At 64.9% G+C, this 21,205-nt stretch carries 23 protein-coding genes; 4 read left to right on the top strand and 19 right to left on the bottom strand.

Features of this window, described 5'->3' with window-relative positions; genetic code table 11:
• Positions 1 to 22 precede the first annotated feature (22 nt).
• A complete protein-coding gene (locus IE191_RS10805; RefSeq protein ID WP_191324373.1) occupies positions 23 to 868 on the top strand; it encodes a S1 family peptidase in 846 nt (281 codons plus the stop codon).
• Positions 869 to 1,010: 142 nt separating this feature from the next.
• Here IE191_RS10805 and IE191_RS10810 read toward each other — a convergent pair whose 3' ends face one another.
• Complete coding sequence (locus tag IE191_RS10810) at positions 1,011 to 1,790, bottom strand: SDR family oxidoreductase (protein WP_191324374.1); 780 nt, start codon at positions 1,788 to 1,790, stop codon at positions 1,011 to 1,013.
• Between the two features lie 296 nt (positions 1,791 to 2,086).
• Here IE191_RS10810 and IE191_RS10815 point away from each other — a divergent pair, with 296 nt between their 5' ends.
• Both IE191_RS10815 and IE191_RS10820 read left to right on the top strand, forming a co-directional pair.
• Positions 2,087 to 3,073 (top strand): sterol desaturase family protein, encoded by a 987-nt coding sequence (locus tag IE191_RS10815; RefSeq protein ID WP_191324375.1) that lies wholly within the window; start codon positions 2,087 to 2,089, stop codon positions 3,071 to 3,073.
• On the top strand, positions 3,070 to 3,744 hold the full coding sequence (locus IE191_RS10820) for a hypothetical protein (RefSeq protein WP_229815250.1): 675 nt from the start codon (positions 3,070 to 3,072) through the stop codon (positions 3,742 to 3,744). The genes IE191_RS10815 and IE191_RS10820 overlap by 4 nt, the downstream gene beginning before the upstream one ends.
• A gap of 175 nt (positions 3,745 to 3,919) precedes the next feature.
• On the opposite strand, the gene IE191_RS10825 is transcribed toward IE191_RS10820, so the two are convergent.
• The 4 genes from IE191_RS10825 to IE191_RS10840 all read right to left on the bottom strand — a co-directional run bounded on the left by IE191_RS10825 (position 3,920) and on the right by IE191_RS10840 (position 7,825).
• On the bottom strand, positions 3,920 to 5,434 hold the full coding sequence (locus tag IE191_RS10825; protein ID WP_191324376.1) for an oligosaccharide flippase family protein: 1,515 nt from the start codon (positions 5,432 to 5,434) through the stop codon (positions 3,920 to 3,922).
• Positions 5,431 to 6,534 (bottom strand): glycosyltransferase family 4 protein, encoded by a 1,104-nt coding sequence (locus IE191_RS10830; protein WP_191324377.1) that lies wholly within the window; start codon positions 6,532 to 6,534, stop codon positions 5,431 to 5,433. Before IE191_RS10830 ends, IE191_RS10825 begins: the two co-directional genes overlap by 4 nt.
• Positions 6,535 to 6,538: 4 nt before the next feature.
• On the bottom strand, positions 6,539 to 7,408 hold the full coding sequence (locus IE191_RS10835; protein ID WP_191324378.1) for a glycosyltransferase family 2 protein: 870 nt from the start codon (positions 7,406 to 7,408) through the stop codon (positions 6,539 to 6,541).
• Positions 7,409 to 7,483: 75 nt separating this feature from the next.
• On the bottom strand, positions 7,484 to 7,825 hold the full coding sequence (locus IE191_RS10840) for a hypothetical protein (protein ID WP_191324379.1): 342 nt from the start codon (positions 7,823 to 7,825) through the stop codon (positions 7,484 to 7,486).
• A gap of 341 nt (positions 7,826 to 8,166) precedes the next feature.
• Between IE191_RS10840 and IE191_RS10845 the strand changes: the two genes are divergently transcribed.
• Complete coding sequence (locus IE191_RS10845; RefSeq protein ID WP_191324380.1) at positions 8,167 to 8,313, top strand: hypothetical protein; 147 nt, start codon at positions 8,167 to 8,169, stop codon at positions 8,311 to 8,313.
• Positions 8,314 to 8,461: 148 nt separating this feature from the next.
• Here the strand turns inward: IE191_RS10845 and IE191_RS10850 are convergent, their stop codons facing one another.
• The 14 genes from IE191_RS10850 to IE191_RS10915 form a co-directional block, all read right to left on the bottom strand.
• Positions 8,462 to 9,049: a sugar transferase gene (locus IE191_RS10850; protein ID WP_191324381.1), complete on the bottom strand. Its 588-nt coding sequence runs from the start codon at positions 9,047 to 9,049 to the stop codon at positions 8,462 to 8,464.
• Between the two features lie 334 nt (positions 9,050 to 9,383).
• Positions 9,384 to 9,647, bottom strand: coding sequence for a hypothetical protein (locus IE191_RS10855; protein ID WP_191324382.1), 264 nt, complete (start codon positions 9,645 to 9,647; stop codon positions 9,384 to 9,386).
• A gap of 163 nt (positions 9,648 to 9,810) precedes the next feature.
• The gene (locus IE191_RS10860) at positions 9,811 to 10,632 is read right to left on the bottom strand and encodes an NUDIX domain-containing protein (protein WP_191324383.1); all 822 of its coding nucleotides are present in this window, start codon (positions 10,630 to 10,632) and stop codon (positions 9,811 to 9,813) included.
• A gap of 349 nt (positions 10,633 to 10,981) precedes the next feature.
• Positions 10,982 to 11,305: a Grx4 family monothiol glutaredoxin gene (gene grxD, locus IE191_RS10865; RefSeq protein ID WP_191324384.1), complete on the bottom strand. Its 324-nt coding sequence runs from the start codon at positions 11,303 to 11,305 to the stop codon at positions 10,982 to 10,984.
• A gap of 25 nt (positions 11,306 to 11,330) precedes the next feature.
• On the bottom strand, positions 11,331 to 11,564 hold the full coding sequence (locus IE191_RS10870) for a BolA/IbaG family iron-sulfur metabolism protein (RefSeq protein ID WP_191324385.1): 234 nt from the start codon (positions 11,562 to 11,564) through the stop codon (positions 11,331 to 11,333).
• Positions 11,564 to 11,887, bottom strand: a complete 324-nt coding sequence (locus IE191_RS10875; protein ID WP_191324386.1) for a DUF1476 domain-containing protein — start codon at positions 11,885 to 11,887, stop codon at positions 11,564 to 11,566. The genes IE191_RS10870 and IE191_RS10875 overlap by 1 nt, the downstream gene beginning before the upstream one ends.
• A 67-nt stretch (positions 11,888 to 11,954) precedes the next feature.
• Positions 11,955 to 14,273, bottom strand: coding sequence for a prolyl oligopeptidase family serine peptidase (locus IE191_RS10880; protein ID WP_191324387.1), 2,319 nt, complete (start codon positions 14,271 to 14,273; stop codon positions 11,955 to 11,957).
• Positions 14,274 to 14,325: 52 nt separating this feature from the next.
• On the bottom strand, positions 14,326 to 16,488 hold the full coding sequence (locus IE191_RS10885) for a prolyl oligopeptidase family serine peptidase (protein ID WP_191324388.1): 2,163 nt from the start codon (positions 16,486 to 16,488) through the stop codon (positions 14,326 to 14,328).
• A 90-nt stretch (positions 16,489 to 16,578) separates the two neighbouring features.
• Positions 16,579 to 17,031 (bottom strand): RES family NAD+ phosphorylase, encoded by a 453-nt coding sequence (locus IE191_RS10890; protein ID WP_191324389.1) that lies wholly within the window; start codon positions 17,029 to 17,031, stop codon positions 16,579 to 16,581.
• 110 nt (positions 17,032 to 17,141) lie between these two features.
• Positions 17,142 to 17,567 carry a 50S ribosomal protein L17 gene (gene rplQ / locus IE191_RS10895; RefSeq protein WP_191324390.1) on the bottom strand — a complete coding sequence of 142 codons (426 nt, stop codon included), beginning with the start codon at positions 17,565 to 17,567 and terminating at the stop codon, positions 17,142 to 17,144.
• A 150-nt stretch (positions 17,568 to 17,717) separates the two neighbouring features.
• Positions 17,718 to 18,779, bottom strand: coding sequence for a DNA-directed RNA polymerase subunit alpha (locus IE191_RS10900; protein ID WP_191324391.1), 1,062 nt, complete (start codon positions 18,777 to 18,779; stop codon positions 17,718 to 17,720).
• A gap of 121 nt (positions 18,780 to 18,900) precedes the next feature.
• On the bottom strand, positions 18,901 to 19,290 hold the full coding sequence (gene rpsK, locus IE191_RS10905; protein ID WP_008065643.1) for a 30S ribosomal protein S11: 390 nt from the start codon (positions 19,288 to 19,290) through the stop codon (positions 18,901 to 18,903).
• 54 nt (positions 19,291 to 19,344) lie between these two features.
• Positions 19,345 to 19,713 carry a 30S ribosomal protein S13 gene (gene rpsM, locus IE191_RS10910; protein ID WP_191324392.1) on the bottom strand — a complete coding sequence of 123 codons (369 nt, stop codon included), beginning with the start codon at positions 19,711 to 19,713 and terminating at the stop codon, positions 19,345 to 19,347.
• A 367-nt stretch (positions 19,714 to 20,080) separates the two neighbouring features.
• Positions 20,081 to 21,139, bottom strand: coding sequence for an SRPBCC family protein (locus IE191_RS10915; RefSeq protein WP_229815251.1), 1,059 nt, complete (start codon positions 21,137 to 21,139; stop codon positions 20,081 to 20,083).
• Between the last annotated feature and the right edge of the window lie 66 nt (positions 21,140 to 21,205).

Here is a 21,205-nt window from a genome sequence, read left to right on the forward strand (position 1 = left end):
CCGTAACTGCACAGTATAAAGATTGGCAAATGAGGACAAGGTCAGTCAATGGTATAACCGCTACCATTCCATGGATTTAAAAAGTTGGATGAGAGCAAAGATGAATCGTGAGATCGTTCTTCAGGATGTTGTAGTCCCAATTTGCTCATACGAGCAACGCGAAGGCCGCGCTCATTTGACACGCTTCTACGGCACGGCATTTTTCATAAATGAGCAGGGGTATTTTCTGACCGCTCGGCATGTCATTGATGCGTGCCGCGCTGAATCAAGTCGCCTGTTCGGCCTTGTGGTCAAGAATCCACACGATGCCAGTCAGAGTCAGATTGTCCCGCTGGGTTCCACAGAAGACGCACCGGCCCCTTGGGATATTGCGATTGGTTGCACTCACATGGCTTCGCGCTGTTGGTTCCGATGGAACGATGGGGCGGAGGCTACCGAATGGCAGAACGTTGCAACCCTTGGATACCCACAATCGGCACTTCGGACGACCGTTGAGCGGTTCGACATCCATCTCCGAACCATGAAAGGCTACGTCCTACGCCGTTTGAGCGGCGATGAGTACGGCCCATCTGGCGGCCAAGCCCCAGCTCTTGAACTCAATTTTGCCATACCTGCGGGACTGAGTGGTTCGCCCCTGTTCCTACCCGGCAACTCTGAGAAGTTTGCGTTGGTTGGGGTGTGCGTCTCATCGCATGAATCAGAAACGCAAGAGTTTCTCCACGAAGAGATTGAGGAGGGTGGAAGCATTTTTCGTGAACGGCGTCTTCGAGTAGAGCAGTTCGGCATCGCACATCAGCTAACGCCGCTCGCCGATTGGAAGCCGGCCATGCTTCAAGGCCAATCCATTAAGGCCGCTATGAGCAATTAGAACTACCAAAATTACAGTGACCGGTGCGAAAATCCCTAATTATCCCACGGTTCTGGTTTGCGCTCGGCTGGCCGCAAGCGCCAGAAAGGTGCTGACCCGCTGAACACCGCGAGCCGTCGCCCGATCTGGTCCCGCATTGCAATCACCCCGGCGTCGCGGCGGAACCGGCCAGCAGGCCGCCGTCGATGTTGAATTCGGCGCCGGTGATGTAGGTGGCTTCGTCGCTGGCCAGCATCACGGCAATGGCCGCCACTTCATCGGGCATGCCGAAGCGCTTGAGCGGGGTGTCGGCCACCAGCGCGGCCATGCGCGCGGCGCGGTCTTCGCCCTCGCCCAGCATCGGTTCCCACAAGGGCGTGAGGATGGCACCGGGGTGGATCGAGTTGCAGCGGATCGCCCAGCCCGCTTGGGCGCAATAGAGCGCGACGGACTTGGTGTGGTTGCGCACCGCCGCCTTTGATGCGGCATAGGCAGCGGCGAAGGGAATGCCGACGAGGCCGGAGCGCGACGAGATATTGATGATCGCGCCGGTGCCCTTGCCCTTCATCGCGCCGATGGCATAGCGGCAGCCCAGGAACGTGCCGTCGAGATTGACCGCATGGACCGCGCGCCAATCGGCCAGGCTGGCATGTTCGGGATCGTGCGCCACGGCGCCATGCTCGAAGCCGGTCACCCCGGCGTTGTTGACCAGCACGTCGATGGCGGGGACCTCTCCGGCGAGTGCATGCCAATCCGCTTCCTCGCGCACGTCGAGCCCATGGAAGCGGCAGCCCAGCGCCTCAGCAGCGGCGTGGCCAGCCTCCGCGTTGCAATCGGTGAGCAAGACTTGCGCCCCTTCGGCGCAAAACCGGCTGGCGATGGCCAGGCCGATGCCGCTGGCCGCGCCCGTCACCACGCAAACCTTGCCCTGCAAACGCGGCATCCCATTCTCCCAAGTGCCATTCGATTGATCGGCTCTGGTCGGAAGCACTGCCCAAGGCAAGAACATTTCCTGCCGCGAATCGGCTTGGGCCAAGCACCGGATCAGCGCCTGCCAAGGCAGCAACAAGCTGCATCGCACCATTGCTTTCGCTGAAAACTGCGCAAAATGCCCATTTTTCAGGGCGCCACCGTCAAGAAGCAGGTGCAATATGGTATAGACGAAGCATTCGATCCGTATTACCATGTCTTCAATTAGTATTACTGGACCAGGTACCCAAGTATTACGAGGTCAGGCACATGGAAGGCGTTGTTGTCGGCAAGCGACGGATCGGCACCCAGGCCCCGGTGACGGTGGGCTGGGAAAACATCCCCCGCGTGGAGGGTGGGCCGTTCAAACGCCTGTTTTTCACGTGGTTCCAACCCGCCGTGCTCTTCGCCCTGATCCTGTTCTGGTACTATGCGCCCAATTCGATCGCCAAGGCTTCGACCGCGATCGGCATCGGCATCGGCTTCCGCGTTTTCCTGATGGGCCTGGAGTTCTTCTTCCCGCGCCATGAAAGTTGGAAGCTGACGTGGAAGGAAGTGACCACCGACTTGTTCTATGTCGGCCTGGGCTACACAATCCTTCGCCTGGTTGATGGCTTCATCGGGTCCGACGTGATGGTCGGCGCCATTCAGGGCGCCTTGCATCTGGACAATTTCAAGTGGTTCATCGGCCTGCCGATACTGTTGCAAGCCTTCATCATTTCGTTCATTTTCGATTTCGGCCAGTATTGGATGCATCGCGGCATGCACAACTGGTATCCGCTCTGGCTGCCCCATTCGGTGCACCACTACATCACCCAGCTCAACATCAACAAGGGCGCGGTGGGCAATCCGGTGGAGCTTTTCCTGATCGGGCTCGGCATCGGCGGGTTCTTCGATTTCGTGCCGCGCGCGTTCCTGCTGGCCGGCGCGATCGGCCTGGCCGTGGGCAGCTATCAGCATATTAACGTGCGGTTCAATTCGCCGCACTGGTGGCGTTTCCTGTTCCACACCACCGAACATCACAGCCTGCACCACTCGCAGGACTTTGAAGCCAGCCGCAGCAACTATACCAATACATATATCTTCATCGACCGTATCTTTGGCACTTGCGTGGATGGCGAAGCCGAACTGCTGGGCATGGAGGGCGGCCGCCGCATGGGAATTGCCGAGCAGATGACCTATCCGTTCACCGATGCCTGGCGCACGATCAAGGCCAAGCTGGCCCGTCCCGCCGCGCAGGCGGTGCCCGCCGAATGACCGGGACACTCGCCCCCACCCTGCCTCATAGCAACACCCGCCATGGATCGCCTGTGCCCCTGCGCCTGCTCGACTGGATCTGGCATATTCGTGGCACGGTCGATCTGCCGGCAGGCCAGACCAGCGACGAGACCTTCGCCCGCCTCCAGCCGCTACTGCGCCAGCCCGGCACGAGCCAGCAACGTGGCGGCGATGACCTGCGTTTCCACAAGAAGGATCCGGCATCGCAAGATGCCATGGCCGTGTTCGAGAACGGCCTGTTGCAGGTGGAGCAAGGCCCGGCTGGCCCGGTGCTGCGCTATCACCTGATCAGCCGCGCCCTGCTGCTGTGCTTCCTCGCGCCCCTGCTGTTCCTCGGCTTTGCGCAACTGACGATTGCCGTTGGCGAATGGCAAAAGCCGGCGGCCGAGGCAGCCGCCAAGGCGAAGGCGGACAAGAAGAAGGACGCCAAGAAGGACCAGGTGATGCCGATGAACCCCATCGACAAGGCCCTGGGCGCCCCGGCGCCGGACAAGGACGGCAAGAAGCCCGATCGCAAGGGCGACAAGTATTCCCCGACCTCGGCCTATGTCTTCGCCAGCCTGTTCGCGCTGCTCTATGCCATCGGCCGCATCCTGGAAGCGCGGCTGGTGAAGATGCGGCTGCGCAAGCGGCTGTGGGACGAGGTGTAGCTGGCAAGGCACGACACTGCTATGGCCCTGATGCGCGCGATCCGTGCGCGGGAGGGGCAGGCGATGCAGCGGCGCGACGTGTTGGCGGGGCTGGCCGCCCCCCTCTGCCGCAGGCAAGTTCCGGCCATGGCAGCGGCCGCCACTTAGCCAACGTGGGCTTAGCTAGCCTCGCTCTTCACCGGCGGCCGATTACCCACCACGATGGCTCAACGCCGGCACGCAGGGGGCGGCGCACGGCGTGGAGCGACAGGCTCCATGCGGCTAGCCCGATCGGCACGACCAGCGCCAGCGTTTGCCCTGGCGCGAGATGCCAGTGCAGCGCGAGCAGGCGCGCGCCCCAGGCCAGGCCCAGCGTGGCCAGCGTCGGCCACAGCGCCAGCAACGCGAGGTCACCCAGCGCGGCTCCATCCACGCGCCTGGCCTGCCAGGCCGCCGCTGCCAGCGCCGCTGCCCAACCAAGCGCGACCAGCGTGGTCGCCAGGGCCGCCGCCATCGGCCCATGGCTGGCCAGCGCCAGGGTGAGCGCCGCCGTGGCGAGCGCGGCTGCGGATTGGATCCACAGGACGCTATGATGCCTGTCCTCGATCACCAGAACGGCCGAGGCCACCGCAATCGGCAGTGCGGCCATCCGCGCGAGGCAGAACACGGCGATGATCGGCCCAGCGCCGGCCCAGGCCGGCCCGAGCACGACCGGGGCAATCTCGTCCGCCACCACGGCAAGCCCCGCCAGCGCAGGCCAGCACAGCGCCCCGAACAGGCCGGAGAGGCGCAACCAGGCGCCATCGCCGCCGTCTCCCCGCGATCGCTCGGCGGCAAGCCCGGTGGTGACCAAGAGGCCCGCCGGCTGTACGAACATGTCTGCGAGCGCGGAGACGACTCGGTTACCGGCGCGATAGAGGCCCGAAGCCGCTGGTGAAAACACAGCGCCGAGGAGAAGATCGCCACTGTAATTGGCGAGGAAACCGACCAGGACCGAACCATAGCGGCTCCACGACCAGCCCAGGACACGGCGCGTCTCGCGCAGTGAAGTGCGCGGCAACGGCGGCAGGTGCAGCACCGCGCGATAGGCCACGATGAAGATCGCCAGCCGCGCATAGACCTGCGCCACCAGCGCCCACAGGCCCCAGCCCATCACCAAGAGGATCGCGGCGCCCAGCCCAGCCGCGATTTCGGTAATCACCGTGATCGCGTAATAACGCCGCACCTGTTGCCCGCGCAGGACCATCGCCTCTTCCCAGCCGGCCAGCGCGGCCAGGAGGTTGGACGGTGCCAGGCAGAACAGCAGCAGCGCCACCCCCGCGCCGCGAAACACGAACGGCGCGGCCAGGCCGGCGGCGCAGAGGAGGATTACCCAGCCCAGCGCCACCACCAAATTGGCGGCAAGGCCGGCGCTGGCCACTTTGGCGCCGTCTGCCTCGGGCGCCTTGAGCACATATTCGAACGGCCCGGTGTAGAGCATCGTGCGCGAGAGCGTGAGAAAGGCCGCCGCAATGGCGAAGACGCCGAAATCGGCAGGCGCGAGAGTCCGCGTGGCGACCAGCGTGACGCCGAGCAGGGCGAGCTGGCTGCTCGCCCGCGCGGCCATGGCGATGACGGCGGTGAAGCTGCCGCCACGCCACATCCCGGTGATCCGGCCGCGCCAGGCCCGCATCGGCTCGATCGGCAAGGGAGGCTGCATCGCCCGGCTCATGCCGCACAGGCCATCAGCAGGTCGAGCAAGGTGCGCCCCGCCCCGGCCCAGGTGTAGCGACGCGCGCGGGCAAGGCCGGCATTGACCATGGTTTCGCGCGTGGCGGGATTTTCCAGCGCGGCAATGTGTTCGAGCCAGGCGGTCGGATCATCGGGATCGGCCATCAGCGCCGCGGCGCCGCACACTTCGGGCACGGCACCACAGGGCGCAGCAATCACCGGGCAGCGGCAGAGCATGGCTTCAACCGGCGGTAGGCCGAACCCTTCCGTGCGGGATGGAAAGAGCAGGGCCAGCGCCCCCTGGTAGAGCGCGCGCAAGGCGGCATCGTCGCAACCGCCGGCAAAGGCCGCATCGGCCGGCGGGTGCAGCCCCGCCGCTTCGAGTTCGGCGCGGCCGGGGCCGATGATCACCAGGCGGCGCGGCGGCCAGCCCTGCCCAGCGCGATGGGCCGCAGCAGCCAGATCGAGCGCATCGAACACCACCTGGTTGTTCTTGTAGGCTTTGACGCTGCCGAACATCAGCAGGTATTCCCCCGGCACCAGGCCCAGGCGTGGCAGCGTCGTATCATCGGCGACCACTTCGAGAATGTGGTCCGCGCCATTGTGGACGATTTCCACGCGGCCCCCGCCGATCACGCCATAGCCGGCGAGATCGCGGCGCGAATAATCGGACACGGTCAACACGAGATGGCTGGACCGGGCCATCAGCGGCGAAAGCAGGCGATAGCCCATGCGCTGGCGCCAGGGATAGGAACAGTCCGGCCGGCAGAACTGCGCATCGTGAAGCATGGTCACCTTGGGCCAGTGGAACACCGGCGCCAGGTTGGCGAGATTGACCAGCAGGCTGCCCCGCGCCAGCGCCGGCAGGCGGCGCTGCTCCCAACTCTGGCTGGGGCCGTGGTCGTCTTCCTCCACCCGGATCACGGCATAGGGATCGGGCGCCGGGCAGCCCGCCGGCACGATCATCCGAACATCGGGCCGCTCCTCGTGCGGCATCGCGGCGAGCAAGCCGTCCACTTCGCGGATCAGGCGGTCGGACACGCGCCATACGCCGTTGCGCTTGCCGGCGCGGAACTTGCCATTGAACGCAATCGCCCGCACGGGATCACATGCTTTCGATCTTGCGCGGATCGAGCCGCCCGCGCCACAGATCCAGGAACGCCAAGGCATTGCCCCGCAGCCGGCCGAGCCGATCGACGTGGGGTTCCGGAAACGGCGCGCGCATCAGGTTGGCCGCCACATTGCGCCACAGCAGCTTGCGCCCGAGCGGCGCAGGCATGGTGCCCTTGCGCCGCAGATAAATGATATTGGCCACTTGCGAATAGCCCAGCCGGCGGCCCGAAGTGCGCCCCCCCTTCACGCCCAGGTGAACACCCGAGACCAACCCCGTGGAGATCAACCGTCCGCGACGCGACAGGCGCATGGTGAAATCGATGTCTTCCTGCCAGCCATAGAGCGGGAGCGCCTCGTCAAAGCGCAGCGTGCCCACATGGGCCATGCGCAGCGCCATGTTGCAGCCATAGAGCGCCTCTCGCGGGACGATTGCGGGATCGAGCAACAAGGTTTGCGCGGCAATCATCGCCTGGGCCTGGGCTATGCCATAGCCACCATGGCGAACGCCGTCCCCCACGAGATTGCCGGTGATCCCAGCCACGTCCGGATGGGCCAGGAACAGGCGCTCCACGGCGGCGAGGTAATCGGGCGATGGCACGAAATCATCGTCGAAGAACACGACCACGTCGGCTTTACCCTCGAGCAGATCGAGCGCGCGATTGCGCTGGCGGCACAGGCCGCGCTCCGCCAAGGCCAGCTCCGGTTGCATCGGGCTGTCGGCCAGGCCGGCAAGATCGGCGTCTGTAGCGCCCACCGCGATGACGCCGTCTGGCTGGCGAGACTGCCCGGCGAGCAGGTCGATGGTCTGGCGCGCAAGGCTGGCGCGGCCGACGGTGGCAATGGCAACATGGATTCGCAGCATGCCTTGCGTGGTCCCCTGATGGATTTCCCCTATTGGTAAGCCGCCAAGCCCACCGGTCCACGCGCGTTGGCTCCGTTACCGAGAGACTAGCTGCCCCTCCCGCGCCAGCCACTGACGCAATTTGGCCACAGCGGCCGCCTGCAACAAAAAAATCGCATTTTTGCAGCGCAATAAAATGGTTTGGGCGTTACGCGCCTGCTCATTGGGGCTCGTGCCATTTTGGCGCCTTCGCAAAAGCAACATACGCCCAGCGCGCGTTACGGCGCGAACCGGCGCGATCGATCGCCAGAAAAGGGCAACCCGGCGCAGCGCGATATGCCTCCAGGGCATCCAAAAAGTAGCCCCATCATCCTGTGATTGTTTCAGTTTCACGACATTCAGGACCGTTTGCCGGGACGGAAACAATTGGTTAACCATGGCTGCGCTGTCAAAACACGATCATGGTTGCAGCGCAGCGTGAACGCCGTGCAGCGCAGCAAGAACCAACCCCATCGAAAGCGGGCCACCCCCGTGCAACGCAACAGGACATCTGTTGCGCCGCAATCGTGTGCAAAAACGGTGGTATTCACGGGTTTACAACCCTTCGCCGCTATGAAAAGCGTATCGAAGTCGGTCAGGCGGAACGGTCGGAACACCGTTGTTGAGGACCGAAACGGCAGGAGCAAAGCGGGAACAAGCTGGCCCTGTAGCGCGTTTGGAAATGGTATCAGCGGCCTAGTGCCGCCAAGGCCAATAACACTGGTTACAAGGGTTGCAGGATGTCCACTCAGTCTTTCCGCGATGATGGTTTCGTCTCGTTCCATGAAGCACCCGCCGGTGAAGGCACTGCCGCCGCCAAGGGTCTTCTGATCGGCCTGGCCCTGAGCCAGGTATTCTGGATCGGACTGGCGCTGATCATCTTCTGATCAAAACAGAACAAGCGTTTACCGGGCGTTGTTGACCGAAGCGATTTGCTTGCGCGAGATGGGAGAAGCGCGATCTTGCGCCTCTCCCATTTGCGTTTGAGCGAGAGACATCCGGCAAGAGATCGGATCAACGGATTGGGGGTTTCGATCAATACGCGCCGCGCGCCATGATCACGCTGGGCACGGTCAAAACCAGAATGCGGAAATAGAGCCGGATCGAGCGCGCCCGACGATAAAGCAGGTCGCAGGCTACCCGGCGGCGATAGGTGGTGTCGTGGCGACGGGCAACCTGCCAAAGGCCCGTCACGCCCGGCCGAACGGCGCAATAGGCCGCAAAGTGGCGACCATAGCGCACGACTTCGGCATCGACGATCGGGCGGGGTCCAACCAGGCTCATGTCGCCTCGCAGCACGTTGATAAGCTGGGGCAGTTCGTCCAGGCTGCTCTTGCGCAGCAGGCGCCCGACCATCGTGATGCGTGGATCATTCTGCAATTTGTGCGTGGCATCCCATTCGGCGCGGGCGGCAGGGTCAGTTTCCAGAACATGGCGCAGGCGCGCATCGGCATCCACGCACATCGAGCGGAACTTGAGACAGGCGAAATGCCGCCCGCCCGCACCGACACGACGATGCCGGAACAGCACCGGGCCGCCGTCGGAGAATCGCACCAATCCGGCAATCAGCAGCATCAGCGGCAGGAACAGAGCCAGGGCGCAGAACGCCATCACCACGTCCATGACCCGGATCCAGCGCTCCGCCCGTGCGGCGTGTGAATCCAATTGCGGATGCCGCCATCGCCCACCGACCCGGCGCGATGCCACGGAAATATCGGTGGACGCAGCCAGAACCGGGCCATTCCATGGCACACCGGGCGCTCCGATCGGCCCGTTCCGGACCGCGTCGGTCCGCGCAGCGACGTTATGCTGATGATTCACCTGATCTGGCCCCCACATCGGGTGGCACCGTCTGTCCGGCGCCAATGTGAGGGAATGATAGGAACAGGCCCGTAATGCCGTCAGCGAGCGATACAGCCGAGATGGTTCGTTAGCTGACGCTCGCGCAGCGAATCGCTTAGCCCAGGCGCAAGACACCCCAGATGATCACGCCCCATGCCAAGGCCGACGATCCCCCGATGATTGCCACGCGCAGCCATAGCGGATAGAGGGCATCGACGGGTTTTGGCGAAGCGTCGGCCAGTGGCAACAGTTCTTGCTGCAACGCATGAACCGGTGAAAAAACAGGCTCTTCGTCACCCGAAGCGAGGCGCGGCACCGGCGTTTCGAGCGCGGGCGGGACATCTGGCGAGAAGCTGTGGCGTGGCTGGGCAACGGGCATGGGGCAGCACCTCCGCCTGTTGTTTATCGGGCTGCGCTTACCGTCGGCTGCGGCTGGGCATCGGGAACCCTACGTATTGCACTCAGGATCTTTGCTTATCCGATATGGCTATCTGCACCGGTCGGATATTCTCGGATGTGGATGCAAGTGCCCCGCCGGCCGGTCAGGCGCGCCTTGCCTGGGCCAGCGGTTCACCCAGCACGGGATAGCCATGCCCGTCGGGGATGGATAGCCAGGGCTGCCCTTCTCGCACCACGGTTTGCGGCACGATCGGTCGCACCGGAAAAGCGGCGGCATGGGCGGCCGCGTCGGCAAAATCGGCGAAGAGCGCGAGACGTTCAAGGTTGCGCCGCGTGGGAAAGATGATGTGCAGTTCCTCGCGCGCAGCGGCAGCCAGGGCATCGCGCGCACTGGCCCAGAACAGATGGCAATTCTCGGTATGATCCACGGCCAGGTCCACCTGTCCGCTGCCAAGATTGGCGAGATAGAATCGCGTGTCGAACACCCGCCCCGGCTTGCCTTGCGGCCACCACCGTGCCCAGGGGACCAGTGCCGCCGGATCGACCTGCCAGCCAAAGTGATCCAGCACCGGCGCCAGATCCCCGATATCCGCCAGCATGCGGCGCGCTTCGGCCGCGCGCCGTGCATCGCGCGGTGCGGCATCTGCCCGCACCGGCGCCAGGCCCACGAGCAGGCCGGTTTCCTCAAGAGTCTCGCGCAGCGCCGCCACCCGCGCGGCGGCATCGTCCGGGTCGAGCCCCGGTGCCCAGTGCGGTCGTGCGTCCACGAGCGCCCGGTCTGCCGGGTCTACCTTGCCACCCGGAAAGACTGTGGCCCCGCCCGCAAAGCGTAGTTGCGCGGATCGCTCGACCAGCAGGACTTGCGCCGCGCCCCCATCCGGCGCGCGGCGGAACACGATCAGCGTCGCCGCCGGCTCACCGGTGATCGCGTCGGTCGGCTGGGATGGAGACAGGCTTTCATTCATCCCCACACCATGCGGTGGCGCGCGGCCCTTGCCAAGTGTCCACCGGCACAGGCTGGCCATGGTGCAAAAGCGTCGAGGAATTTTACAATTACCGCGCCAGGACGCTTGCAGGCTTGCCGTCACAAGCCGGAATCACGGCACTTTGGAAAGTTGGCACGGAGCATGCATTGGGGCCGATACCCCGAAGACTTCTTCTTCGTGAGGCGGAGCCGGCAACCCCCAAGTCTCCCCGGCTCCGCCTCCCCCGGGGTTCTTCACACTGGAAAATCACAAAAAAAACGCGGCCTCCCAGCCTGGGAAACCGCGTTGATCGACGGACTCACCCGGCAACGGCGTGCCGGGGCGGCAATCAGGCCGGCTTGACCTCTGCCTCTTCCATGAGCTGGGCCAGTTCGCCCGCTTCGTACATTTCCATCATGATGTCCGAACCGCCGACAAATTCGCCCTTCACGTAAAGCTGGGGGATGGTCGGCCAATCCGAATAGCTCTTGATGCCCTGGCGGATTTCCATGTCCTGCAAGACATCAACGCTGGCGTATTCGACGCCGAGACGTTCGAGGATCGCCACGGCGCGGCTGGAGAACCCGCACTGCGGGAACAGCGGCGTGCCCTTCATGAACAGGACAACGTCGTTGCCCTTGACGATTTCGTCGATGCGCTGCTCGGTAGACATGGTGGGATCGGTTCCTTTCGCGCCCTTATTTGGGGGCAGCCGTGGTCAGTTGCAAGGCATGAAGCACGCCGCCCATGCGCCCGCCGAGCGCGGCATAGACCGCCTTGTGTTGGGCCACGCGGTTCATGCCGGCAAAAGCGGGGGAAACCACGTGGGCGGCATAGTGATCGCCGTCACCCGCCAGGTCGGTGATCGTCACCTCGGCATCGGGCAGTGCGGCGCGGATCATCGCCTCGATTTCGGCAGCGGCCATGGCCATCAGACTTCACCCATCAACTGGCGGCGCGCCTCGATCGCCTTGGCATCAAGCGCGGTGCGGATTTCATCCTCGTTCACGTCCACGCCCGCCGCGATCAGATCGCCCAGCAGCTTGCGCACCACGTCTTCGTCACCGGCTTCCTCGAAATCGGTATGGACCACCGACTTGGCATAGGCTTCCGCCTCGGCCTGGGTCAGCTTCATGCGTTCGGCCGCCCACTGCCCCAGCAGCCGGTTGCGGCGGGCGTGCACGCGGAACAGCATTTCCTCGTCGTGGGCGAACTTGGCTTCGAACGCGCGCTCGCGATCATCGAACATGGTCATTGTGGTCGATCCCGTTGGTGGTCCCGCGTTTGCGGATAGTCAGCCGCTGCCCCCGCTGCAAGGGGAACTATGGCGCTGGCGCCAGTGGGACAAGGCCGGTGTAGGCCGCGAGGAAGGCCAGCACATCGGCCCCGCCGGCAATCACCTTGTCCACGCTCTTGCCGCCGCCATGGCCCGCGCCCTGCTCCACCCGCAGCAGATGCGGCAGCGGGCCGATGTCGGCAGCCTGGAGCGCGGCGACATATTTGAAGCTGTGCGCGGGTACCACGCGGTCGTCGGTATCGGCGGTGGTGACCAGGATGGCGGGATAGCGCACGCCATCGCGGATGTTGTGATAAGGCGAATAGGCGCGCAGCACCTGCCAATCGGCCGCGCGGGCGGGATCGCCGTAATCGTCCATCCAGAACCGGCCGGCGGTGAACCGATCGAAACGCAGCATGTCCATCACGCCCACGTCGGGGTTCGCCGCAGCGAACAGGTCTGGCCGCTGATTGACCACGGCGCCCACCAGCAGCCCGCCGTTGGAACTGCCCTGGATGGCCAGGCCGCCCTTGGGCGTGATCCCCTGCGCGATGAGATATTCGCCCGCCGCGATGAAATCGTCGAAGCTGTTCTGCTTGGCGGCCAGGCGCCCGCCGTCGTGCCAGGCCTGCCCGAATTCGCCACCACCGCGAATGTTGGCGAGGGCAAAGGCGCCACCCGCCGCGATCCACGCCATGCGCACTGGCGACCACCCCGGGGTGAGCGCCACGTCAAATCCGCCATAGCCATAAAGCAGCGTGGGCAGCGGCTGGCTCGCCAGCGCCGCGCGGCGGCTGCGCACCAGGTAGAGCGGCACCATCGTACCGTCCTTGGACCGATAGCGCCGCTGCTCCACCACATAGTCATCCGGATCGAACGACAGGCGCGGCTGGGCAAACGGCGTGGCCGCGCCTGTCTTGAGGTCGAGGCGGAAGATCGTGGGCGGCAGGTTGAAGCTGGAAAACTGATAGAACGTCTCGCTGTCACCCGGGCGCCCGGCAAAGCCGGAAGCCACGCCGATGCCATTGAGCGTGATCGCCCGCGCCGGCTTGCCGCGCAAGTCGGTCACCACCGCTGTCGTCGCGCCATCGTGTTGATACGACAGGATCAGGCGATCACCGACGATGTTCCCCGCCGCCAGGGTCTGGCTGCGTTCGGGCACCACCACGCGCCAGCGCGGCGTGCCTGCTGCCAGATCGAGCTGGACGACCATGCCATTGGGCGCACCGGCATTGGTGATGAACCACAGGCGGTCACCCAGCCCCTCGATCGCTTTCCACTCATGGTCGAAATCGGTGACGAGCGGCAGCACCCGCCACGCGCCGCGCCGCCAGTCCTCGCCGCGCAAATCCACCAGGTGGACCATGCGGCGGGCATCGGTGCTGGTCTCGGTGGTGATCGCCGCCCAGCGGCCATCGGACGTGACGAAAGCCTTGTGCCCCCATTGCGGGTGATCGGGCGTGGCATAGACCAGTTCGTCAGCCGCTTGCGGCGTGCCGACGCGATGAAACCACACTGCCTTGCCGCTGAGCACGGCGCGATAGGCTTCGCCTTGCGCCGGCGCGGGATAGCGCGAATAGAGAAAGCCTTCGTCGCCCAGCCAGCCAATCAGCGTGTCATTGGCCCAGGACAGCGAGTCCTCCAGCACCCGGCCGCTGCGCGCATCGACCACGCCCAGCGTGCGCCAATCGCTACCGTCGCGCTGGCGACCAAAGGCGAGATAGCGCCCGCTGCGCGAAGGCACCCACAGGTCGAGCGCCTGGCTGCCATCGGCCGACCAGGTGTTGGGATCGATCAGCGGGCGCGGCGTTGCGCTTGCCCCATCCTGCACATAGAGCACGGACTGGTTCTGCAAGCCGGTGTTGCGCAAATAGAAATAGCTGTGCCCGGCCTTGCGCGGCAGCGACACGCGCGGGTAATCGAACAGGCTGCGGATGCGCGCGGCAAAGCCGTCGCGGCCTGGCAGGGCCTTGAGAAACCCGGCCGTCAGCCGGCTTTCCCGGCCAACCCAGTCGGCCACGTCCGGGCTGGTGCGCAAGTCGGCCTCGAGCCAGCGCCAGGGATCGGCCACCGCCTGGCCAAACGGCTTGTCCACCACGCCATCGCGGCGGGCCAGCGGATAGAGCGCGCGGGGCAGGATCAGGCTGTTGCGCGGCGCCGGGGCCGGTGCGATCGCCGAGATGAGATCAGCAGGGACAGCCGAGCCCGCGTGCTCGCCCCGCACGACGTCGACCGCGCCTTCACTCGCCGCATCCGGCGATGCCGCCGGCACGGCCGTGGCCAGCGCCGGCTCACCCAGAGCCAGCGCCGCCAGCAGCGTCGTGGCCTGCAAAGCCTTGCGCCATCCTGTCCCGAACCGTTCCATTATCCGCCATTGTCTAGCACCGGCGCCGGGCCGGCGCCAGAGAGACGGCGGTTCACGGGCGCGGTTTCAGCCCGGTAAAATGGGCAAGGAATGCCTGCACGTCGGCGGTTTCCTCGATCTGCTTGTCGATCGGTTTGCCCGAGCCATGACCGGCGCGCGTCTCGATGCGGATCAGGTGGGGCTTGGGGCCGATCTGGGCGGTCTGAAGCGCCGCCGTATACTTGAAGCTGTGGCCGGGAACGACACGATCGTCGGTATCGGCCGTGGTCACCAGGATGGCCGGATAGTCCACGCCGGAGCGGATATTGTGATAGGGCGAATAGGTGCGCAGCACGCGCCAATCCGCTTCCTTTTCCGGATAGCCATAGTCATCCACCCAATAGCGGCCGGCGGTGAACTGATCGAACCGCAGCATGTCCATCACGCCGACGGCCGGGCTGGCCGCGGCAAACAGATCCGGCCGCTGGTTGGTGACCGCGCCGACCAGCAGGCCGCCATTCGATCCCCCCTCGATGGCCAGGCCATGGCGCGGCGTCACGCCATGGGCGATCAGCCATTCGCCCGCGGCAATGAAATCGTCGAACACGTTCTGTTTCTTGTCGCGCCGGCCGGCATCGTGCCAGGCATCGCCATATTCGCCGCCACCGCGCAAGTTGGCCAGGGCAAAGGCGCCGCCGCTGTCGATCCAGGTCATGAACCCGGCCGAAAACCACGGGGTCAGCGCAATATTGAACCCGCCATAGCCATAGAGCAGCGTGGGCAGCGGCCCTTTGGCATCCTTGCGCCGCACGATGAACATCGGCACCCGGGTGCCATCTTTGCTGGCATAGAACACCTGCTCGACGCGGAAATCGTCAGGGTTGAACGTCAGGTGCACCGGCTCCCACGGCGTGGTCTGCGCCGTGGTGGGATCGATCTTGAGCACGGTAGACGGCTGGGTGAAGCTGCTGAACGCCAAGTAGGCATTCGGATCGCCGGGACGGCCGCTCAGGCCCGATGCGCTGCCAATGCCCGGCAGGGCCACGGTCCCGGCGGGGGTGCCATCCAGCGCGAAGGCCAGCACCTGGCTCTTGGCATCGTGGATGTAGCTGGCAAACAGGCGGTTGCCGGCAATGCCGACCGATTCCAGGTTGTCCTTGCTTTCAGGCACCACGGTATCGAACCTGGGCGCCGCGCCAGACAGATCCACCCGCACGATCTTCTTGAGCGGCGCGCCTTCGCCTGAAACGAACCAGAGCTGATCGCCCACCCCATCGACGAAGTCCCACTGCGCCTTGAGGTCGGGCACCAGCGCGACCACCGGGCCGATCTTGCCATCGCTGACGCGGGCGACGTGCACCGTGTTGACCGGATCGGTGCCCTCGCTGCTGCTGATCACCACCCAGCGCCCGTCGCTGGAGACGCTGGCGCCGTGGCCGCGCTTGGGCAGGTCCGGCGTGGCGAAGACCATCTGGTCCGCGCTTTGCGGCGTGCCCAGATGATGCAACCACACCGTCTGGTTGTAGTTCAACGCCTGGAATGCCTGGCCCGGCTTGGGCTCGGCGAAGCGCGAATAGAGCACGGCGTCGTTGCCCAGCCATGCGAGGCCGGAAAACTTCACCCACTTGAGCTCATCGGCCAGTGGCTTGCCATCAGCCACGGTGGCGAATTTCACCGTGCGCCAATCGGAACCGCCATCCTGCACCGAATAGGCCAGCAGGCGCCCGTCGTCCGACGGTGCCCAGGCATCGAGCGCGGTGGCGCCGTCCTTGGCCCAGGTGTTGGGATCGAGCAGCACGCGCCCCTTGGTGCCCACGGCCGCGTCCGCCGGGCGCACCAACAGTTGCGACTGGTTCATCAGCCCGCTGTTCCAGGTGTAGAACAGATTGGCCCCGCGCCGCACCGGCAGGCCGAAGCGTTCGTAGTCGATCAGCGCCTTCATCCGCTTTTCCAGCGCAGGCCGTTCCGGCAACTGCTTGAGATAGGCAGCGGTATAGGCGCTCTGCGCCTGGACCCAGGCGGCAACCCTGGCGTCTGTGCGCACATCCGCCTCAAGCCAGCGCCACGGATCGGACACCTTCTGGCCGAAATGATCTTCCACCAGCGGCACTTGCGGGCTGGCGGGATAGGGCGGCAGGGCGGGCATGGCCGTTTCCTTGGCTGAAGCGGATGGGGCAAAGGCAGAGGTGGCAACAACCAGCGCAAGCGGGGCGGCCAGCCAAAGGCGGTTCTTCATCGCAGCAATCCTGACAGGGCGGGGAAACGAAGCAGTGGTTGCCGGGGAAACTAACGCCGCTGGGCAGGAGCGCAACAGCGTTTGAAAAGATCAGGAATACTGGTCCAGCATCGGCGGACGATGGAGGCAGGCATCGAACCGGAACGGACGCACCACCAGCGGCGGAACCGCAGCGGCGGCGGGATGCGCGGCGTTCATCAGGATCACGTCTGCCTCGGGCAACACGGCCGAGCGGATCGCCAGGAGGAGGGATTGCCGCTGCTGCGCCCAGGCATCGACGAACGCGATCGTGGACTCACGGTCCAACCCATCGGGCAGGCGGTGGACGGCTTCGTCAGCGGACGTCCAGCCCAAGTCGAATGGCTCTGTGCAGCCGGACACTGGCTCGGGCAGGTAGCGCATCTGCACCAGCACGGCGAGACCGGCCTCGCTGGCGAAATGGACGATACGATGGCCCGGCGAACAATAGCGGCCGCCAAAGCGAAACGCCCCTGCCCCATCCAACGCATGCTCACCGGCCCGAACCAGACGCCACAGGATCATGCGCCATATCTAGGCAGCAAGCACCAGTACCACAACGAAAAACGGGCGAAGCCTGGTGGCTCCGCCCGTCATCCGGTTCGCTTGAGATTGGGGCATCACGCCCCGACCGATCAGGCGTTTTCGAGTTCGTCTTCGTCGGCCGTCAGGACCGGACCCGAGTCCTGGCCCTTGGCAGCCACGTCGCGGTCCACCAGTTCGATCACGGCGATCGGAGCGGCGTCCGAAGCGCGGTAACCGGCCTTGATGATGCGAGTGTAGCCACCTTCACGGTCGGCGTAGCGCGCGGCCAGAACTTCGAACAGCTTCTTTTCCTGCGCTTCATCGAGCAGACGGGCGTGGGCGAGGCGGCGGTTCGACAGGCCACCGTGCTTGGCCAGCGTGATCAGCTTTTCGACGTAGGGACGCAGTTCCTTCGCCTTGGGCAGCGTGGTGGTGATCTGCTCGTGCTTGATCAGCGCGGCCGCCAGATTGCGCAGCAACGCAATACGGTGCGACGAGGTACGACCCAGCTTACGCTGGCCCAGCTTGTGACGCATAACTCATTCTCCGTTTGTAGGGGGGCCGTATGAGGTACCCCGATCCAGGCCGACTTGAGGGGCAGCCCGTTCCCTTGTGCACGAGGTTGCAGCGCTGTGCTGCGGCCAGGCCGACACGGAAAGCGTTCCGTCTCGGCCCTGCCCACCCAATCAGCCGAGCAGTTCCTGCTCGAGCTTCTTGGCCATTTCCTCGATGTTTTCCGGCGGCCAGCCAGGGATGTCCATGCCGAGGCGCAGGCCCATCGACGAGAGCACTTCCTTGATCTCGTTGAGCGACTTGCGCCCGAAGTTCGGCGTGCGGAGCATCTCGGCCTCGGTCTTCTGGACCAGGTCGCCAATGTAGATGATGTTGTCGTTCTTCAGGCAGTTCGCCGAACGCACCGACAGTTCCAGCTCGTCCACCTTCTTGAGAAGGTAGCGGTTGAGCTGGTTGGCATCGCTTTCTTCCGGCGCATGCGCGGCAACGCCGGCGAGCGACGGCACGTGGCCGGTCGGCACCTGGTCGTCGAAGTGGACGAACAGGGCAAGCTGGTCCTGAAGGATGCGCGCGGCATAGGCCACGGCGTCTTCGGGGGTGACGGTGCCATCGGTTTCGACCGAGAGGCTCAGCTTGTCGTAGTCAAGCTCCTGGCCGATACGCGCGTTGTCGACCTTGTACGACACCTGGCGCACGGGCGAATAGAGCGAGTCGACGGGGATCAGGCCGATCGGCGCATCCACCGGACGGTTCGACACGGCCGGGACATAGCCCTTGCCGGTGTCGCAGGTGAGTTCCATGTTGAAGGTCGCGCCTTCATCCAGGTGGCAGATCACCAGGTCCTTGTTCATCACCTCGATGTCACCGGTCACGGCGATGTCGCCGGCCTTGACTTCGCCCGGCCCGATCGCGGAAAGCTGAAGACGCTTGGGGCCTTCGCCCTGCATCTTGAGCGCGATCTGCTTGACGTTGAGGACGATGTCCGTGACGTCTTCACGCACGCCCGCAAGCGACGAGAATTCGTGCAGCACGTTCTCGATCTTGATCGACGTGACCGCAGCCCCCTGAAGCGAAGAGAGCAGCACCCGGCGCAGCGCATTGCCGAGGGTAAGACCAAAGCCACGCTCAAGCGGTTCGGCAACGAAAGTCGCGCGACGCTTCGGATCGTGGCCGGGCTTGATTTCGAGAGTGTTGGGCTTCTTCAGTTCCTGCCAGTTCTTGATGTTGACAGTCATGGAATTCCCCTAGGGTTTTTCGAGAGCGCCGGAAGTCGGCCAGAAGGTCGCCGCAACCGGTCAAGATATTGGGCGGGTGTGGCGCGCGTGGTACCTCGCGCGCCACTCGCCAAAAGGCAGGTCAGACGCGACGGCGCTTGGAGGGACGCACGCCGTTGTGCGGGATCGGGGTCACATCGCGGATGGCGGTGATGGTGAAGCCGACCGCCTGAAGGGCGCGCAGAGCGCTTTCACGACCCGAACCCGGGCCCTTCACTTCCACTTCCAGGGTGCGCACGCCGTGTTCGGCGGCCTTCTTGCCGGCGTCGTCCGCAGCCACCTGAGCGGCGTAGGGGGTCGACTTGCGGCTGCCCTTGAAGCCCATCATGCCGGCAGACGACCACGAGATGGCGTTGCCCTGGGCATCGGTGATGGTGATCATGGTGTTGTTGAAGCTGGCGTTCACGTGCGCAACACCGCTGGTGATGTTCTTGCGCTCGCGGCGCTTAATGCGCTGGGGTTCGCGTGCCATGTGTTGAATTCCTGTCGAGAAACCGTTGGAAAGATCTAGCCTGAAAGGCTGATCTTACTTCTTCTTGCCGGCGATCGGCTTGGCCTTGCCCTTGCGGGTGCGCGCATTGGTGTGCGTGCGCTGACCGCGAACCGGCAGACCCTTGCGGTGACGCAGGCCGCGATAGCAGGCCAGGTCCATCAGGCGCTTGATGTTCATCGCGGTTTCGCGACGCAGATCGCCTTCCACGGTGTGTTCCGCGTCGATCGTTTCACGGATCTGGAGCACTTCGGCGTCCGACAGATCCTGCACGCGGCGAGCGTGATCGATACCGAGCTTGTCGGCAATCTGGCGGGCCTTGAACGAGCCAATGCCATGAATGTAGGTCAGCGCCACGATCACGCGCTTGTTGGTGGGGATATTGACCCCGGCAATACGAGCCACTTGTTTCTCCGTTTGCTCCACAGGGCACCGAATCGAATTTGGCACCCTATCTCATCGCGACAACACCCACCGAAAAACGCCAGATTGCAGCCCGCGCAAGCACTTGCTCCGGACTTCAAAAGACCCTTCTCGTTCGAGTGAAAGGCGCGCTTAGGCTTTTTGCAGGGAAAGGTCAACCACAAAGGGCACGCACACCGCGCTGACGGGTGAGCGTGCGGCCATCCCGATCGCGGGGGCCACCATGGCGACAACCCCTTATACGCCACTCGCCCCGCGTCGCAAAGCACGATTCGCCCTGCGCTTTGGACCATAACCCCCACCGGGAACCAAAACCCGAAGCCGGATCGTCAGGTTGCAGATGACGGATTTAGGGATGACTGTCCTGGCCGAGCGCTGCGTCGAACGCGGCCTGCGCATCCTTCTGCGCGGTGGCCTCGTCGCCCGGCGCGGGGGGCAATGGCTTGGCCTTGCCCGGCGCCGGCTTTGGTGGCGCGGGCTTTACGGCCGGCTTGGCCGGTTCACGCTTGTTAGGCGCCGGCTTGCCAGTTGCCGGCTTGACGGCTGACTTGGGCGCAGCCGGCCTCGCGACCGGCGCGGCCGGTGGCGTGGTGTTGTTCGACACGTCCAGGCCATCGTCATCCGCCACCACCGGCGGCGCGGTGCGGGCGCGCGGCATGGCCGGCAGCCCCCGCAGCGTGCCCATGGGCCGGCCGGTGATCGGCGCGCCATCGGGCGCGAGCGAAGGGCCTTGCGGCGCATTGCGCAAGGCAGGCGCGGGCTTGACGGAGTCGCCATCGTCCGGGCCGGTCGGCGCGGCAGTCGCCCCGCCCTCTCCTGCGCCTGGCACTCCGGTCCCTTCCGCAGGCAATGCTCCACCAAGCTTGTCAGCCAGACGCGCGATCTGCTGCCCGAGCATGCGATCGACCGCAGGCGCGATCTGCTCCACGCGATAGCGCATATAGCCGCCCACGACATATTCGATGAGGATGCGGGTGCCGCGCTCGTTGGTCTTGAGCGTGATGGTCATGGCGCCGAGCAGCGCCTCGCTTTGCAGAGGCCCGAGCGCCCCGGTGAGGCGCAAGGCCCGTCCAGGCTCGACGTAGACCACGCGCATATGTTGCACGCCGCCAGACACAGCGGCGGCGCCACCCTGTTTGGCCGGCGGCAGCTTCTCACAAAAACAGCCGCCGGGAACAGGATCGAGCGTCAGGTTCGCCGCTTCGCCAGAAAAGGTGTGTTCGCTGGACCACCAGGCGGCCGGCTTGACCAGCGTGCGCCACACTTCGGGCGCAGGAGCACCGACTTCCACCACCTCCCGCACCACGAAGCCGCGGTCGTCGCGCGCCAGGATTTCCGCCTGCGCCGGCACCGCACGAATGGAAACACCAGCAGCGGCTGCGAAAAGAAGTGCCGCGACTCTGCCCATCAGCCGTGATCGCATCGCCGCACCCCTTTTCGCTGTCACAATGGCCCGCATCCCGGTCATCGGGAA

The sequence above is a fragment of the Novosphingobium pokkalii genome (assembly GCF_014652855.1).
GTDB lineage: Bacteria > Pseudomonadota > Alphaproteobacteria > Sphingomonadales > Sphingomonadaceae > Novosphingobium > Novosphingobium pokkalii.